This is a genomic window from Rathayibacter sp. VKM Ac-2759 (genome assembly GCF_009834225.1).
Lineage (GTDB): Bacteria > Actinomycetota > Actinomycetes > Actinomycetales > Microbacteriaceae > Rathayibacter.
Genome location: NZ_CP047176.1, coordinates 3571472 through 3586915, shown reverse-complemented (window position 1 = coordinate 3586915; position 15444 = coordinate 3571472). Strand labels below are relative to the sequence as shown.

Below are 15444 nucleotides of genomic sequence, written 5' to 3'. Positions count from 1 at the left end.
TCAGTCGCCGGCCGGTCCGCCGGTGCTCGCGCGACGTCGCCACTGGGCGGGCGGGGACCCGTGGAGCTCGCGGAAGCGGCGGATGAAGTGGTCGACGCTGTGGAATCCGCTCCGAGCCGCGATCATCGTGATCGGGGCGGTCGGCAGCTCGAGGAGGAGTCGACGGCCGTGCTCGCAGCGCACGCGGACCACGCACTGCCCGAACGTCTCCCCGGAGTCGGCGAACGCCGCGTGCAGCCCGCGGACCGACACGCGCAGCGCACGCGCCACGGCGGCGGGCTGCAGATCGGGATCGGCCAGGTGCTCCTGCACGTGACTCCGCGCCGCGTGGAGGACGGCGACCGACTGCACCTCCGCCAGGGTCGGGGCGAGCCCCGCGCCGTCCGTCACCATCGTGATCGTGTCGACGAGCGCGCTCGCGAAGCCGTCGGCGACGACGTCGTCCACGGCCGCCGACACGCGGCCCGTCCGGCGGGCCAGCAGCGAGAGCAGCGATCCGGCGGGCGTCGCGAGGCTGATCGGCCCGGCGGAGAGCGCCTCGATCCGGCGGCCGCTCAGCCCCAGCACCCGCGCGGGGACCTGCACGATCGACGTCACGAAGCGGGTCGGGTACACGAAGCCGAACGGTCGGCTCGCGTCGTAGAGCATCGCGGTCCCCTCCGGGACGACGACCCGCCGCGCGCCGTGCCGGACCTCGAGGCGACCGGCGTGGACGATCTGGAACTGGAGGCAGTCCTCGGCGGACCCGGGGACCTCGTCGAGCAGGGCGTCGACCCGCTGCGGGACCGAGTCGACGCTCGCCATCGCGACGTCGCCGAAGGAGCGCCGGGCCATGCGGCGGTACGGCGAGGCGTCGTGGAGCGTCCGCGCCTCCATGGGGACGAGGACGCACGCGGGATTCGAGGGAAGCAGCACGGGAGCTCCTTGGGGTGCACGCCCAGTGTGCCCCCGAACGGCGCCACCGGCGAGCGATCGCCGCTGGGAGGATCGGTCCCGGGCGCCGCTCGCGCAGGAGGCGTCCTCCTACAGGACGGTCCGCACCAGCTTCTCGAAGGAGAGGACGTGCGCCAGGGCCTCGCGGGAGGCCTTCTCGTCGTTCCCCTCGGCCACGTCGCGGAGCAGGGCGATGTGCTCCCCGATGTGCCCCGCGATGCTCGGGAGCCGGTCGAGGACCATGCACCAGATCCGGGTCGCGAGGTTGTCGTACCTGACGAGGATCTCCTCGAGGTGCCGGTTGCCGTTGGCGGCGTAGATGCTGCGGTGGACCTGCAGGTCGTACTGCATCAGGGCGCGCGACGAGATGCTGCCGCTGTCGATCCTCTCGAGCTCGTCGGCGAGCTCCCGCATCGCGGCCCGTCGCGAGGCGGTCGCGAAACGCGCGGCTCGGCCGGCGGCGAGCGGCTCCAGCTGCGATCGGACCTCGGAGATCTGAGCGAGGTCGGTGATGTCGACGGAGGCGGCGAAGGTGCCCCGGCGCGGGTACATGACCACCAGGTGCTCGGACTCCAGGCGCTTCAGCGCCTCGCGCACCGGCGTGCGCCCGACGCCGAGCTCCTTGCCGATCTGCTCGTCGTTCAGCGGCTCTCCCGGGCGGATGTCCAGGACGACCAGACGGTCGCGGAGCACCGTGAAGGCCTGCTCCGCCAGGGACGGGGTCGGGGTGCTCGGAGACGCGGGGGCGGTGTCGAGGAGCGTGCGCGGAGCCTCCGTCATCGCCCGATCCTCCTCGCCCGACCACTGCCGGTCGCTACCGTGTCCGACCAGCCATACTACCGAGCGCGAAGTGATATCCCCGTTGCTTGACAGGTCGCCCTGTCCCCCTTCGGAGTCACGGCTCGCGGCGGCCATCAGGGGAAGACGACCGTCCGCGACCCGTTCAGGAGCACCCGCCCCTGGTTGTGCCAGCGGACGGCCCTCGAGAGCGCGAGGGCCTCGGCGTCGCGTCCCACCGTGGCGAGACCGGCGGGACCGTGCGCATGCGTCACCCGGATCACCTCCTGCTCGATGATCGGGCCCTCGTCGAGCTCCGCGGTCACGTAGTGCGCGGTGGCTCCGACGTACTTCACCCCGCGGTCGTAGGCCTGGTGGTAGGGCCGGGCGCCCTTGAAGCCGGGCAGGAACGAGTGGTGGATGTTGATCAGTCGGCCCGCGTGCGCCGCGACGAACTCCTCCGAGAGCACCTGCATGTACCGGGCGAGGACGACGAGATCGACCTCGTGCTCCTCGATCAGCGCCTGCAGCTCCCGCTCCGCCTCGGCCTTGGTGTCGGCCGTGACGGGGATGTGCCGGAAGGGCAGGTCCGCCGCCTCGGCCATCGAGCGCAGGATCTCGTGATTCGAGGCCACCAGCACCAGATCGCCGCCGAGATCGTCGGACCGCCAGCGGAAGACGAGGTCGTTCAGGCAGTGCCCTTCCCGGGAGACCAGGACGAGCACCCGCGGGCGGCGCGGTCCCGAGATCGTGAAGGTCATGTCGAGCCCGCTCGCGACGGGGGCGAACGCCTCCCTCAGGTCGGCGACCGTCGTCGCCGGACCGCCCGAGAAGCTCGTGCGCAGGAAGAGCTGCCGACGATCGGGATCGTCGAACTGCTGATGCTCGTCGATCGTGAACCCGGCGCTGTCGATGAACTCCGTGACCGCCCTGACGACGCCGTGGCGCTCCGCGCACGACGCGGTGAGCACGAAGCGCGTGCTGGGACTCTCGGGCGCGCCCGCGCCGGTCGGCGCCTCGGCCGTCGTCGTGGACACGGCGTCAGGCCAGACCGGCGAGCGCGAGCTCGATGCGCCGCTCGGCCTCGGGGGTGAGACCGGCGAGGGGGCTGCGGGGCACGCCGGCCGGCTCCCCCTGCAGTCGCAGTCCCGCCTTGACCGCGGCGATGAACGGGGCCGAGAGGAGGGAGTCGACGACGGGGTAGACGCGCTTCCATTGCGCGAGAGCGCCGTCGAGGTCGCCCGCTGCGACGGCACGGCTGACGGCGACGATCTCGGCCGGGACCACGTTGGCGGCGCCGGCCATGACACCCGCCGCGCCCTCGGCGAGGGCGCTGAAGGTGTAGCTGTCCCAGCCGATGAAGGTCTTCACCGCGTCGGCGTGGTGGTGGATGAGCTGGAGCCCCTGCTCCCAGTTCGCGCTCGAGTCCTTCACGTACTCGACCTGGTCGATCTCGCGGGCCAGGGAGCCGATGGTGTCGGCGTCGAGGTTCACGCCCGTCGCCGCCGGGATGTTGTAGAGCATCACCGGGAGCTCCACCGCCGCGATGACCTCCCTGAGGTAGGCGATCGTCTCGTCGAGGGACAGCGCCTCGTAGTAGGGCGTGACGAGCATGAGCACATCCGCGCCGGAGGCCTCGGCCGCTCGGGAGAGGCGGATCGCCTCGCGCGTGGTCGTCGCCCCGGTCTGCGCGACGACGGGCACGCGGCCGGCCGCGTGCTGCACCACCGTGTCGACCAGGAGGATGCGCTCCTCGGAGCTGAGGGAGGCGAACTCGCCGGTCGATCCGCCCGCCACGACGCCGTCGACGCCGCCGGCGATCGAGCGGTCGACGAGGCGCTTCAGGACGGGGACGTCGATCTGCTCGTCCTGATCGAACGGGGTGGCCAGTGCGGTCAGGACGCCGCTGAGGTCGGTGGTCATGGGGTCTCTCCTACGTGTTCGGTGGTGGTCGGTGCTCGGAGTGCGAAGTCGTTGAAGCTGTAGACGTGGAAGCCGGCGAAGTCGAGGCGGGCCTGCTCGGCCTGCGTCTCCAGCCGGGCGCAGAAGCCCGGTGCGTCGAAGCGGCCGAGGAGGCGGAGGTTGCCGCCCTTGCCCGCGAAGGAGAGGGACGGGCCCACTCCGATGCGGGCGGCGATCCCGAGGAGCCTGCGCAGCCGGACGGCTCCGGGGACGCCGAGCCACACGGGCAGGCCGATGCCGCGCGACCGCAGGGCCCGCAGGTAGGCGAGGATCGGCTCCGGGCTGAAGCACATCTGCGTCACGACGAAGTCGGCCAGCGGCGCCTTGCCCGCGAGCACGTCGATGCCCGCTCCGACGGAGAGCTGCGGGTGGCCCTCGGGGTAGCCCGCGACGCCGAGCCGGAACCGGTCGCCGGTCAGCTCGCGGATCGTCGCGAGCAGGTCGCCGCCGTGCTCGAAGGCGGAGGAGGCGCGGTCGCCGTCGCCGCCGATCACGAACAGGCTCTGCACACCCGCGGCGTCCAGACGGTCGAGGAGCCGGGCGAGCTGCGCACGATCCGGGATCCGGGTGGCCGCCAGGTGGGGGATCGCGTCGAAACCGAGCCCGGCGAGCTCGATCGCGGTCTCGACGGTCGTGGCGATGCCGTGGTGGGGGAGCGCGGTCACGCTGATCGCGCTGCCGCGGGGGAGGGAGAGCGCGATCCGGTCGACGACGCCGGGCGTCGGCACGATCTCGAGTCGTGACGCGCGCATCGCGCTCAGCACTCGACCGTGCCGACGGTGAGGGCGAGTCCGCCGAGCGCGGTCTCCTTGTACTTGTGGCTCATGTCGGCACCGGTCTCGCGCATCGTCCGGATGGCGGTGTCGAGCGAGACGTGGTGCTCGCCGTCGCCGCGCACCGCCATCCTCGCCGCGGTGATCGCCTTCACCGAGGCGATGGCGTTGCGCTCGATGCACGGGATCTGCACGAGTCCGCCCACGGGATCGCAGGTGAGCCCGAGGTTGTGCTCGATGCCGATCTCGGCGGCGTTCTCGATCTGCTCGGGAGTGCCGCCGAGCACCTCCGCGAGGCCGGCGGCCGCCATCGAGCAGGCCGAGCCGACCTCGCCCTGGCAGCCGACGTCCGCTCCCGAGATCGAGGCGTTGGTCTTGAAGAGCACCCCGATGGCGGCTGCCGTGAGCAGGAAGCGCACGACTCCGTCCTCGTCGGCTCCCGGCACGAAGCGCACGTAGTAGTCGAGGACCGCGGGGATGATGCCGGCGGCGCCGTTCGTCGGAGCGGTGACGACCCGCCCGCCCGCCGCGTTCTCCTCGTTCACGGCGAGTGCGGCGAGCGTGACCCACTCCATCGCGTGCAGCGGGTCGTCGGTGCGGCCGGCGGCCTCGAGCTGCTCCCGCTGGACCGCGCCGCGCCGCCGGACGCGCAGGCCCCCGGGCAGCACACCCTCGCCGCGGCTCCCGTTGTCGATGCACTCCTGCATCACCGCCCAGATCCGGAGGACACCGGCGCGGACCTCGGCCTCGCTCCTCGTGACGACCTCGTTCGCCATCACGAGGTCGCTGATCCGCGCCCCGTGCGAGCCCGCCAGCGCGACGAGCTCGTCGGCCGAGGAGAACGGGAAGGGGACCGGTCGGTCCTCCGCCACGACGGGGACGCCGTCGAGCTGGTCCTGGTCGAGGACGAAGCCGCCGCCGATCGAGTAGTAGTCGCGGCTGCGCACGAGCGCGCCGTCGGCGTCGACGGCGTCGAAGCGCATCCCGTTGGTGTGGAAGTCGAGCCGCTTCCGCAGGTGCATGACGACGTCGCGCCGGAGGTCGAAGCCGATCGAGTGGGTGCCGCCGAGGGTGAGGCGCCCCTCCGCCTCCGCGCGCTCGAGCAGGGCGTCCGCTCCCGTGGGGTCGACGAGGTGCGGCTGCTCGCCGCGCAGGCCCAGCACCACGGCCTTCACCGTGCCGTGGCCCTGACCGGTGAGGCCGAGCGACCCGAACAGCTGCGTGGAGACGCGGGCGACGCGATCGATCTCCCCGCTCTCGCGGAGCAGCTCGACGAAGGTGTACGCGGCCTTCATGGGGCCGACGGTGTGCGAGCTGGACGGCCCGATGCCGATCGTGAAGAGGTCGAACACGCTGAGCGCCATCCCGCGGCCGCCCGTCAGCCGGCCGGGTAGGCGAGCGGGTCGCCGACGGCGTCGAGCAGCCAGTCGCCGACGGAGCGGGCGAACGAGCTGCGCACCAGGAGCTCGATCTCGGACGCGTCGCGCGAGCGCGCCAGGAGCACCACGGTCGACTGCCCGAGGAAGCTCTGCACCGCCGTGCCGAGCGGGAACGCCGACGGGTGCAGGTCGACCGCGGTGCCCTTGGCCAGCAGCCCGCGCGCGTCTCCCGAGACCAGCACCGAGACCCGCTGGCCCGACTGCTCGACGACGGCGCCGCCCGAGGGGAGGACCGCCGCGCGCAGCTCGGTCTCGAGGTCGGCCGAGCCCGCGGGGTCGCTCAGCAGGAACTCGTCCGGCCCGAGCCAGACGATCGTGCCGCCGTCCTCGGTCGCGTTCCAGCGCGAGACCCCGGGGAGCGGCGCGCCGAGCACGGCGACGAGCGCCTCCGCTCGCGCGGGGTCGATGCGGATGTTGTAGCTGCGCGCGAGCGGGAGGGCGCGGATCGCCACGTCGCCGGTCACCGCGGCGAACGCCTCCGCCCGGCCGTCGAGAGGTCCTCGCGCGGTGAGGAGGGGAGTCTGCAGGTCAACCGTCACGACGGGCTCCTTCTGGGTCGAACAGCACGTGGCTGGTGATGGTGGCGGGCACGATACGGCCGTCGACGACGGCGTTGATCGGCTCGCCGATGCGGGCGTGCCCGCCGTCGACGAGCGCGAGGGCGAACGGCCGCCCCAGCGCGACGCTGTCGTAGCTGGACGTGACGAAGCCGTGCATCGCGACCGGCAGGGTCTCGAGGGAGTCGACGGTCACGAGCTGGCTCCCCTCGGGCAGCACGGTCGCGGCGTCGTCGGGCAGGATGCCGACGAACTGGCGGCGCCGGGGGTCGGCGTTGGCGGTGCGCGCGAAGGAGCGCTTGCCGATGAAGTCGGCCTTCTTCTTCGAGACGACCCACGACATGCCCAGGTCCTGCGGAGTGACGGTGCCGTCGGTGTCCTGCCCGATGATCGGGTAGCCCTTCTCGGCACGCAGCACGTGCATGGTCTCGGTGCCGTACGGGGTGATGCCGAAGGGCTCGCCCGCGGCGACCAGGCGCTCCCAGAGGTCGAGACCGAACCAGCTCACCGCCGTGACCTCGTAGGCGAGCTCGCCCGAGAAGCTGACGCGGGCCAGGCGCACGGGCACCCCGCCGAGCTCGGTGTCGCGCCAGGTCATGAACGGGAAGGCGTCGTTCGTCACGTCGACGTCGGGGAACAGCGAGCCGATCACCGCCCGGGACGACGGCCCGACCACCGGGAAGGTGACCAGGTGCTCCGTCGCCGAGGCGAGCCGCACCTCCAGCCACGGCCACTCGGTCTGCAGCCACTCCTCGAGCCAGTCGAGGATCTTCGCGGCCCCTCCGGTGGTCGTGTAGATCAGGAAGCGGTTCTCCTCGGTGCGCAGCACCGTGCCGTCGTCGATGACCATGCCGTCCACGCCGCACATCACGCCGTAGCGGATCGAGCCGACCTTGAGCGAGCTCATCAGGTTCGTGTAGACGAGGTCGAGGAACGTGCCCGCGTCGGCGCCCTGGACGTCGATCTTGCCGAGGGTGGAGCCGTCGAGGATGCCCACGCCGCCGCGGACGGCCGCGGTCTCGCGCAGGACCGCCGCGTGCAGGTCCTCGCCGGGCTGCGGGTAGTACCAGGGGCGCTTCCACTGGCCGACGTCCTCGAACTCGGCGCCGTGCTCGACGTGCCAGTCGTGCACCGCGGTGACGCGCACCGGGTCGAAGAGCTCTCCGCGGGATCGGCCGGCGAGGGCGGCGAAGGCCACCGGGGTGTACGGCGGGCGGAACGTCGTGGTGCCCAGCGCCCCGATCGCCCCGCCGGAGATCTCGGCGGCGATGCCGGAGGCGATGATGCCGGACGTCTTGCCCTGATCGTGCGCCGTGCCGATGGTCGTGTAGCGCTTGATGTGCTCGACGGAGCGCATCCCCGCTCCGATCGCGCGGGCGATGTCGGCGACGGTGGCGTCGCGCTGCAGGTCGACGAAGTGCGTGGTCAGCTCGATCGGCTCGCCGGAGGGCACGAACCACAGCACCGCGCCGGGGGTGGCGTCGAGGTCGCGGGTCACGGCCGCGTCGCCGGGACGAGCGGCGGGAGCCGTCAGTCCGAGCGAGTCGAGGACGGTCGTGGTCTCGGCGGCGGACTGCGCCACGACGTCCGCGAGGTCGAAGCGGCCGGACGCCGAGCCGACGACGGTCATGCCGCGCACCTCCGACTCGGGGACGAACGCGCCCAGGCGTGCGTCGTAGCGCACGGTGCCGCCGGCCTGGCTGTACAGGTGCACGGCGGGGTTCCAGCCGCCGCTGACCAGCAGGGTGTCGGCGGCCAGGGTCTCGGCCACGCCGAAGGCCGAGCCGTTGAAGCGGGCGACGGTCACGGCGGACACGCGCCCCGCCCCGGAGGTGCCGGTGACGACGCTGCCGTAGCGCAGGTCGATGCCGCGACGGGCGGTCTCCTGCTGCCAGTGCTCGCCGATGATCGTCCGGGAGTCGACGATCGCGACGACCGGGACCCCTGCGTCGTGCAGGTCGAACGCCGCGGTGTAGGCGCTGTCGTTCGTGGTGAAGACGACGACGTCCTCTCCGACGCGCACGCCGTAGCGGTGGAGGTACGTCCGCGCGGATCCGGCCAGCATGATGCCGGGCCGGTCGTTGTCGGCGAAGACGACGGGGCGCTCGTGCGAGCCCGTGGCGACGACGGTCCGCCGGGCGCGGATCCGCCACACCCGCTGGCGCAGCGCGTCGGCCGGGGAGGAGATGCCGAGGTGGTCGGTGCGGCGCTCGACGGCGAGGGCGAGCCCGTCGTCGTAGACCCCGAACACGGTCGTCCGGGGCAGCAGGGTCACGTCGTCGGCGGAGGCGAGCTCGGCGACCAGCCCGTCGACCCAGGTGCTCGCTCCGGGCCGCGAGAGCAGCGATCCTCCGGGCAGGGACTGCTCGTCGACCAGGGCCACCCGGGCCCCGGCGCGGGCCGCCGTCACCGCGGCCACCAGGCCCGCGGGTCCGGCGCCCACCACCAGGACGTCCACGTGCAGGTGCGCCGTGTCGTAGCGGGCCGGGTCGGGGTCGTGCGCGAGCGCGCCCTGCCCGGGGAGCCCGCGTGCGGTGATGCCGGGAGCGAGCTCGACCATGGTGGCGAGCTGCATCGGGTCCGGGAACGGGGTCTCCAGCTGGATCAGGCCGCTGGGGTCCTCCGAGCCGGCGGCGGCGATGCCGCGCGGCCGGCCGAACTTGATGCTGGTGGTCACCTCGGCCACGCCGTTGGCGAGCAGGGCCGAGGCGAGGGAGTCGCCGGCGAAGCCCGGCACGAGCCCGCCCTCGTACTCGAAGGTCAGCGGCGCCGAGCGGTCGATGCGACCGCCGTCCTGGGTTCTGAAGTGCTGGGTCACAGGGTCTGAGCCTCCTTCTGGGAGATCGTGTCGGGGTGCCCGTTCGGCTTGCTGACGGACTCGAAGCGGTAGGTGACGGTGTCGCGCACCGCGTCGAACCAGCGCCGGCAGCCGGCCGAGTGCGACCAGCGCTCGGCGAAGCGGCCCTTCACGTTGTCGCGGAAGAAGACGTAGTGGGCCCACTCGACGTCGTCGAGAGCGGCGGGCTCCTCGGGGTAGGCGATGTGCGCCTGACCGCCGTAGTGGAACTCGATCTCCTCGCGGGGACCGCACCAGGGGCATTCGATGAGTTGCATGCTGCTGCTCCTTAGTGGGCGACCGCGGCGGCGCCGTGCTCGTCGACGAGGCGACCGGAGTAGAACCGGTCGAGGGAGAACGGCGCGGCCAGCGGATGCGGCTGCCCCGTCGCGATCGTGTGGGCGAAGACGTCGCCGAGTCCGGGTGTCGCCTTGAAGCCGCCCGTCCCCCATCCGCAGTTGAGGAAGAGGTTCTCGTAGGGCGTGAGGCCGACGATCGGCGACGCGTCGGGAGTCGTGTCGACGATGCCGCCCCAGGTGCGCAGCAGGTGCGCCCGCGCGAAGACGGGGAAGAGCTCGACGGCCGCGGCCATCTGCCGCTCGATGATGTGGAACGCGCCGCGCTGGCCGTAGCCGTTGTACGAGTCGACGCCGGCCCCCATCACGAGCTCGCCCTTGTGCGCCTGCGAGACGTACACGTGCACGGCGTTCGACATCACGATCGTCGGATGCACCGGCTCGAGCAGCTCGGAGACGAGCGCCTGCAGCGGGTGGCTCTGGATCGGCACCCGGATGCCGAGCGTGTCGGTGAGGGTCGAGGTGTGGCCGGAGGCGGTGAGGGCCACTCGGCCCGCGCCGATGTCGCCGCGGTTCGTCTTCACTCCGACGACCCGGTCGCCCTCGGTGAGGAAGCCCGTCACCTGGGTGTCCTGGATGAGGTGCACCCCCGCGGCGCTGACGCGCCGGGCGAAGCCCCAGCCGACGTAGTCGTGCTTCGCGATGCCCGCGCGCGGCTGGTACGTCGCGCCGAGGACCGGGTAGCGGATGTCGTCCGAGATGTTGACGATCGGGCACAGCTGCTTGACCGTCTCGGCGTCGACCCACTCGGCGTCGATCCCGTTGAGCTTGTTGGCCTCGACCCGGCGGCGGGAGTCGCGGACGTCCTGGAGGGTGTGCGCCAGGTTCAGCACTCCGCGCTGGCTGAAGAGGATGGGGTAGTCGAGGTCCTCCTCGAGCCCCTCCCACAGCTTCAGGGAGTGCTCGTAGATGCCGGCCGACTCGTCCCAGAGGTAGTTCGAGCGGATCAGCGTGGTGTTGCGCGCCATGTTGCCGCCGGCGAGCCAGCCGCGCTCGATCACCGCGATGTCGGTGATGCCGTGGTTCTTCACCAGGTAGTGGGCGGTGGCGAGGCCGTGACCGCCGCCGCCGACGATGACGACGTCGTAGGTGCGCTTCGGAGTCGGGTTCTCCCAGAGGAAGTCGGGGTGGTCGGGCAGCTCGGCGCCGGGGGTGCGCGGCGCGTTCGCGAGGCGGCTCATGCGAGCACCGTGCTCATGCCCGCGTAGAGCGGGAAGCGGCGGGCGAGGTCGGAGACGCGGTCGCTGAGATCGGCGGTCGCGACGGCGTCGAGACCGGGCTTGAGCACCTCGGCGATCACGTCGGCGACGAGGGCGAACTCGGCGTCGCCGAAGCCGCGCGCGGCGAGCGCCGGCGTGCCGATCCGGACTCCGGAGCTGATCATCGGCGGTCGTGGATCGAAGGGCACCGCGTTGCGGTTCACCGTGATCCCGATCTCGTGCAGGCGGTCCTCCGCCTCCTGGCCGTTCAGCTCGGAGTGCCGCAGGTCGACGAGCACCAGGTGCACATCGGTGCCGCCGCTGACCACGCCGATCCCCGCGGCCGTCGCGTCCGGCTGCAGCAGGCGCTCGGCGATGATCGCTGCGCCGCGGAGCGTGCGCTCCTGCCGCTCGCGGAAGGCGGGCTCGGCGGCGAGCTTGAAGGCCACGGCCTTCGCCGCGATGACGTGCTCGAGCGGGCCGCCCTGCTGGCCCGGGAAGACCGAGCTGTTGAACTTCTTGCCCAGCTCGGCCGTCGCCAGGATGATCCCTCCGCGCGGACCGCCGAGGGTCTTGTGCGTGGTGGAGGTGACGACGTGCGCGTGCGGCACGGGGGAGGGGTGCAGCCCCGCGGCGACGAGCCCGGCGAAGTGCGCCATGTCGACCATGAGGTAGGCGCCGACGAGATCGGCGATCCGGCGGAACTCGGCGAAGTCGAGCTGCCGCGGGTAGGCCGACCAGCCGGCCACGATGAGCTTCGGCCGGTGCTCGAGGGCGAGGCGCGCGATCTCGGCGTAGTCGACCAGGTGGTCGCTCTCGCCGACGTGGTAGGCGACCGCGGTGTAGAGCTTGCCCGAGAAGTTCAGGCGCATCCCGTGCGTGAGGTGGCCGCCGTGCGCGAGGTCGAGGCCGAGGATGGTGTCGCCCGGCTGGATCAGGGCGGACATGGCCGCCGCGTTGGCCTGGGCCCCGGAGTGCGGCTGGACGTTGGCGTACTCGGCGCCGAAGAGCGCCTTCAGCCTGTCGATCGCGAGCTGCTCGATCACGTCGACGTGCTCGCAGCCGCCGTAGTAGCGGCGCCCGGGGTAGCCCTCGGCGTACTTGTTCGTGAGCACCGAGCCCTGGGCCTGCATCACCGAGAGGGGGGCGAAGTTCTCGCTCGCGATCATCTCGAGGGTGTCGCGCTGGCGGGCGATCTCCCCGCTGATCGCGGCGTGCACCTCGGGGTCCGCTTCGTGCAGCGGCACATCGAGGAGCGATGCGGCGGAGCGGGGTGCGCCGGTGGTGAGCAGTGAGGCCGTCATCGCGATTCTCCGAGATTCTATGACTGATATATCTGTTGCTGATCAGAGGTTAAGACGCGGGTGCCCGGGGTGTCAACCACGGGCCCGCACGCGCCGGCCCGGGAGGGTTCAGAGCCCGGGCCGGCGCGGTGGATCAGAGCTCGGTGGGCTCGCCGGGCTCGCCGACCGAGGGGTCGATGTCGTACTTCTCGAGGATCTCGGCGATGGTGCCGTCCTCGCGGAGCTTCTCGATGTCCTCGTCGATGGCCTTGCCGAACGCCTCGTTCTCGAGGCTGGAGGGCCACATCACCTGGCCGACGGCCGACCACTCGGCCACGTGCTCGTTGGGCTCCACCGGGATCACCGTCGCGCCCTCGATGGGGGAGGACTTGAAGCGGCCGATCGCCGACGTCTCGGACGCGACGAGCGCGTCGATGCGCCCGGCCTCGAGGTCGCTGTAGATCGCCTCGTCGTCCTGGTAGACGGTGAAGTCGTCGCCGAGCCACGCGGCCAGGCTCTCGTTGTAGAGGTTGCCCGCCACCGAGCCCACCTTCTTGCCCTCGAGGTCGTCCGAGGTGAGTCCCGACGTCGAGACCACGGCCTCGTTGTTGAGCCAGAGCGGGGTGCTCATGTAGACGATCTCGGCGCGCTCCGTCGTGCGCAGCCAGTTGCCCGAGCCCAGGTCGGCCCGCTGGGTCTGCACCGACGGGATCACGGCGCCGGCGCCTCCCGACGAGGTCACGGTGAGCTTCAGGCACTCCATCGCCGCGATCTCGGTCACGAGGTCGCCCTCCATGCCCGTGAGGCCGTCGCCGTCGATGATGGTCGCCGGGGCGTAGTCGTAGCTCGCGATCGTGAGCTCTCCGGCGGTGATGGTGCTCAGTCCTTCGTGAGCGGGCGTGCAGTCCTCGGCCACGCTGCTGCCGGAGTCGGCGGAGCACGCGACGAGGGACGAGACGCTCAGGAGCGCGATGGCGCTCGCTCCGAGGACGCGGGTGGTGAATCGGGTATCGATCGACATGGGTCTTCCTTCGTTCGGGAGAGGGAGGGGTGGTGGTCGTGGCGGGGCGGCGGCTCTGCGGGTGCAGGACCGCCGGTCAGTTCCGGCGGAGGTGCCGGCCGAGCCGCCACTCGAGGACGCGGACGAGCGCGAGGAACACGAGCGTCAGGACCCCGTAGAGCACGGCGGTGAGGAGGTAGATGGAGAGGTACTCGAAGGTGATCGAGGCGATCTCGAAGGCCTTCGACATGAGCTCGGGCACCGCGATGACGAAGGCGAGGGAGCTCGCCTGGAACACGAGCACCGCCAGGCTCGCCAGGGGCGGGGTCGAGATGCGCAGCGCCTGCGGCAGGATGATCAGCCGGAAGCCCGTCCAGCCGCGCAGGCCCGAGGTGAGCGCCGCCTCCTTCTGGCCGAGGGGGACGGACGCGATCCCGGCGCGGAAGTACTCGGAGGCGTACGAGCCGGTGTTCCAGGTCATCGCCGCGATCGCCGTCGTGAGCGAGGTGAGGGTGACCCCGACGTCGGGGAGGCTGAAGTAGAGCAGGTAGAGGAGCACGAGGGCCGGCAGTCCGCGGCCGATCTCGACCAGCACGAACGAGATCCAGCGCAGCACCGCGAGCTTCGACGCCGCCATGACCGCGAACAGCAGGCCGAGCGGGAAGCCGAGCAGCAGGGCGGATCCGGTGAGCTGGAGGCTCACCCCCAGCCCGGGCAGCAGGCGCGGGAACCAGCCGATCCAGTCGGTGAGCATGTCCATCAGGCGACCCCGATCTTCCGGCGCAGAGCGAAGTCGACCCGGCGGGAGACCACCGCGAGGATCAGGCTGACGAGGATGTAGAGCAGGCCCGCCGTCGTGAAGGCGAGGAGGCCCTCGTGGGTCTGCCGTGCGCTCTGCTGCGCGTAGTAGGTGATCTCGTGCACGCCGATCGTCGAGGCGAGGGCGGAGTCCTTGAGGAGTCCGATCGCGTACGTAGCGATCGCGGGCAGCGCGACCCGGAACGCCTGGGGCGTGACCACGTAGCGCACCGTGGTGAGCGGGCTGAGCCCGAGTGCGTGGGCGGCCTCGCGCTGACCGTCCGGGATGCTGAGCAGGCCCGAGCGGTAGACCTCGGCCATGAACGCCGAGGCGATGATCGAGAACCCGATGATCGCGGCCTGGATGGTCGAGAGCCGCAGGGAGTACTGCGGGAGGCCGAAGTAGATCATGAAGAGCCAGGTGATCGGAGGGATGACCCGGACCACGCTGATGTACCCCGTCGCGACGCCGCGCACGACGGCGAGGCGCGAGCGGGTGGCGGCGACCAGCCCGAGCCCGATCACTCCGCCGATGACGAGCGAGGCGAAGGTGATGTACAGGGTCAGGCCGACGCCCTGGGCGATCGCGAGGAGCAGTTCGACGCTCATCGGCTCAGCGGTCCAGCACCGCTTTGAGGAACTGGCGCGTGCGCTCGTTCGACGGATCGGACATGACCTGCTTGCTCGGGCCGATCTCGAGCACGCCGCCGCCGCCCATGACCATGATGCGGTCGGAGACGTCGCGGGCGAAGTGCATCTCGTGCGTGACCACGAGCATCGTCATGCCCTCGTCGGCGAGGTCGCGCATGACCGCGAGGACCTCGAGGCCGATCTCCGGATCGAGGGCCGAGGTCGGCTCGTCGAAGAGCATCACGCGCGGCGAGAGGGCGAGGGCGCGGGCGATCGCGATCCGCTGCTGCTGGCCTCCCGAGAGCCGCGCCGGGTACTCCCCGGCCTTCTCGGGGAGGCCGACCCGCTTGAGCAGGGAGTCGGCCACCTCCCGCGCCTTCTCCTTGCTGGTGCCGAGCACCTTGCGCTGGGGGAGGGTGATGTTCTCGAGCACGGTGAGGTGCGGGAACAGGTTGAAGCTCTGGAAGACCATCCCGGTCACGCGGCGGAGGTGGTCGAGGCTCGCCTTGTCGGGGCGCTTGCCTCCGGCGACGACACGGGCGCCGCCGATGGCGATCTCGCCCTCCGTCGGCTCCTCGAGATAGTTCAGGCAGCGGAGGAAGGTGCTCTTCCCCGCGCCCGACGGGCCGATGATCGAGACGACCTCGCCCTCCTTCATGTGGAGGTCGACATCGGCGAGGACGCGGTGGCTGCCGTAGCTCTTGCCGAGCCCCGTGACCCGGACGCCGCCGGAGAGCGGGATGGGCGAGGTGCGCGTGCCGAGGCTGAAGACCATATCTCCGCTTTCGTGAAGGGAGCGCTCTGGAGAAGCGCTCGATGATGAAACTTCGCTGTTCCAGAGGCCGCACGATGCGGCTCCATCGAGATACATGTCTATCCGGTAACTGATATACCAGCGTTA

General features: G+C 71.5%; 15 protein-coding genes. All 15 read right to left on the bottom strand.

The features are described from left to right. The 15 genes from GSU68_RS16765 to GSU68_RS16695 all read right to left on the bottom strand — a co-directional run bounded on the left by GSU68_RS16765 (position 1) and on the right by GSU68_RS16695 (position 15318). Complete coding sequence (locus GSU68_RS16765; protein WP_159909785.1) at positions 1 to 915, bottom strand: AraC family transcriptional regulator; 915 nt, start codon at positions 913 to 915, stop codon at positions 1 to 3. Between the two features lie 108 nt (positions 916 to 1023). After that, positions 1024 to 1713 carry a GntR family transcriptional regulator gene (locus GSU68_RS16760; RefSeq protein WP_159909784.1) on the bottom strand — a complete coding sequence of 230 codons (690 nt, stop codon included), beginning with the start codon at positions 1711 to 1713 and terminating at the stop codon, positions 1024 to 1026. Positions 1714 to 1847: 134 nt separating this feature from the next. Continuing rightward, the gene (purU, locus tag GSU68_RS16755) at positions 1848 to 2747 is read right to left on the bottom strand and encodes a formyltetrahydrofolate deformylase (protein WP_159909783.1); all 900 of its coding nucleotides are present in this window, start codon (positions 2745 to 2747) and stop codon (positions 1848 to 1850) included. Positions 2748 to 2751: 4 nt separating this feature from the next. After that, positions 2752 to 3633 carry a 4-hydroxy-tetrahydrodipicolinate synthase gene (gene dapA / locus GSU68_RS16750; RefSeq protein ID WP_159909782.1) on the bottom strand — a complete coding sequence of 294 codons (882 nt, stop codon included), beginning with the start codon at positions 3631 to 3633 and terminating at the stop codon, positions 2752 to 2754. Beyond that, positions 3630 to 4424: a methylenetetrahydrofolate reductase gene (locus GSU68_RS16745; RefSeq protein WP_159909781.1), complete on the bottom strand. Its 795-nt coding sequence runs from the start codon at positions 4422 to 4424 to the stop codon at positions 3630 to 3632. The genes dapA and GSU68_RS16745 overlap by 4 nt, the downstream gene beginning before the upstream one ends. Positions 4425 to 4429: 5 nt before the next feature. Continuing rightward, positions 4430 to 5809 carry an L-serine ammonia-lyase gene (locus GSU68_RS16740; RefSeq protein ID WP_159909780.1) on the bottom strand — a complete coding sequence of 460 codons (1380 nt, stop codon included), beginning with the start codon at positions 5807 to 5809 and terminating at the stop codon, positions 4430 to 4432. A gap of 14 nt (positions 5810 to 5823) precedes the next feature. After that, positions 5824 to 6423: a sarcosine oxidase subunit gamma family protein gene (locus GSU68_RS16735; RefSeq protein WP_159909779.1), complete on the bottom strand. Its 600-nt coding sequence runs from the start codon at positions 6421 to 6423 to the stop codon at positions 5824 to 5826. Next, positions 6413 to 9259 (bottom strand): glycine cleavage T C-terminal barrel domain-containing protein, encoded by a 2847-nt coding sequence (locus tag GSU68_RS16730; protein ID WP_159909778.1) that lies wholly within the window; start codon positions 9257 to 9259, stop codon positions 6413 to 6415. Before GSU68_RS16730 ends, GSU68_RS16735 begins: the two co-directional genes overlap by 11 nt. After that, complete coding sequence (locus GSU68_RS19950; protein WP_159909777.1) at positions 9256 to 9555, bottom strand: sarcosine oxidase subunit delta; 300 nt, start codon at positions 9553 to 9555, stop codon at positions 9256 to 9258. The genes GSU68_RS16730 and GSU68_RS19950 overlap by 4 nt, the downstream gene beginning before the upstream one ends. A gap of 11 nt (positions 9556 to 9566) precedes the next feature. Further along, positions 9567 to 10814: a sarcosine oxidase subunit beta family protein gene (locus tag GSU68_RS16720; protein WP_159909776.1), complete on the bottom strand. Its 1248-nt coding sequence runs from the start codon at positions 10812 to 10814 to the stop codon at positions 9567 to 9569. Then, a complete protein-coding gene (glyA, locus tag GSU68_RS16715; RefSeq protein ID WP_159909775.1) occupies positions 10811 to 12136 on the bottom strand; it encodes a serine hydroxymethyltransferase in 1326 nt (441 codons plus the stop codon). The genes GSU68_RS16720 and glyA overlap by 4 nt, the downstream gene beginning before the upstream one ends. Positions 12137 to 12269: 133 nt before the next feature. Then, a complete protein-coding gene (locus tag GSU68_RS16710; RefSeq protein ID WP_159909774.1) occupies positions 12270 to 13136 on the bottom strand; it encodes a transporter substrate-binding domain-containing protein in 867 nt (288 codons plus the stop codon). 76 nt (positions 13137 to 13212) lie between these two features. Beyond that, positions 13213 to 13875 carry an amino acid ABC transporter permease gene (locus tag GSU68_RS16705; protein WP_159909773.1) on the bottom strand — a complete coding sequence of 221 codons (663 nt, stop codon included), beginning with the start codon at positions 13873 to 13875 and terminating at the stop codon, positions 13213 to 13215. Beyond that, positions 13875 to 14522, bottom strand: a complete 648-nt coding sequence (locus GSU68_RS16700) for an amino acid ABC transporter permease (protein ID WP_159909772.1) — start codon at positions 14520 to 14522, stop codon at positions 13875 to 13877. Before GSU68_RS16700 ends, GSU68_RS16705 begins: the two co-directional genes overlap by 1 nt. Positions 14523 to 14526: 4 nt before the next feature. Continuing rightward, positions 14527 to 15318, bottom strand: coding sequence for an amino acid ABC transporter ATP-binding protein (locus tag GSU68_RS16695; protein WP_159909771.1), 792 nt, complete (start codon positions 15316 to 15318; stop codon positions 14527 to 14529). Positions 15319 to 15444 lie beyond the last annotated feature (126 nt).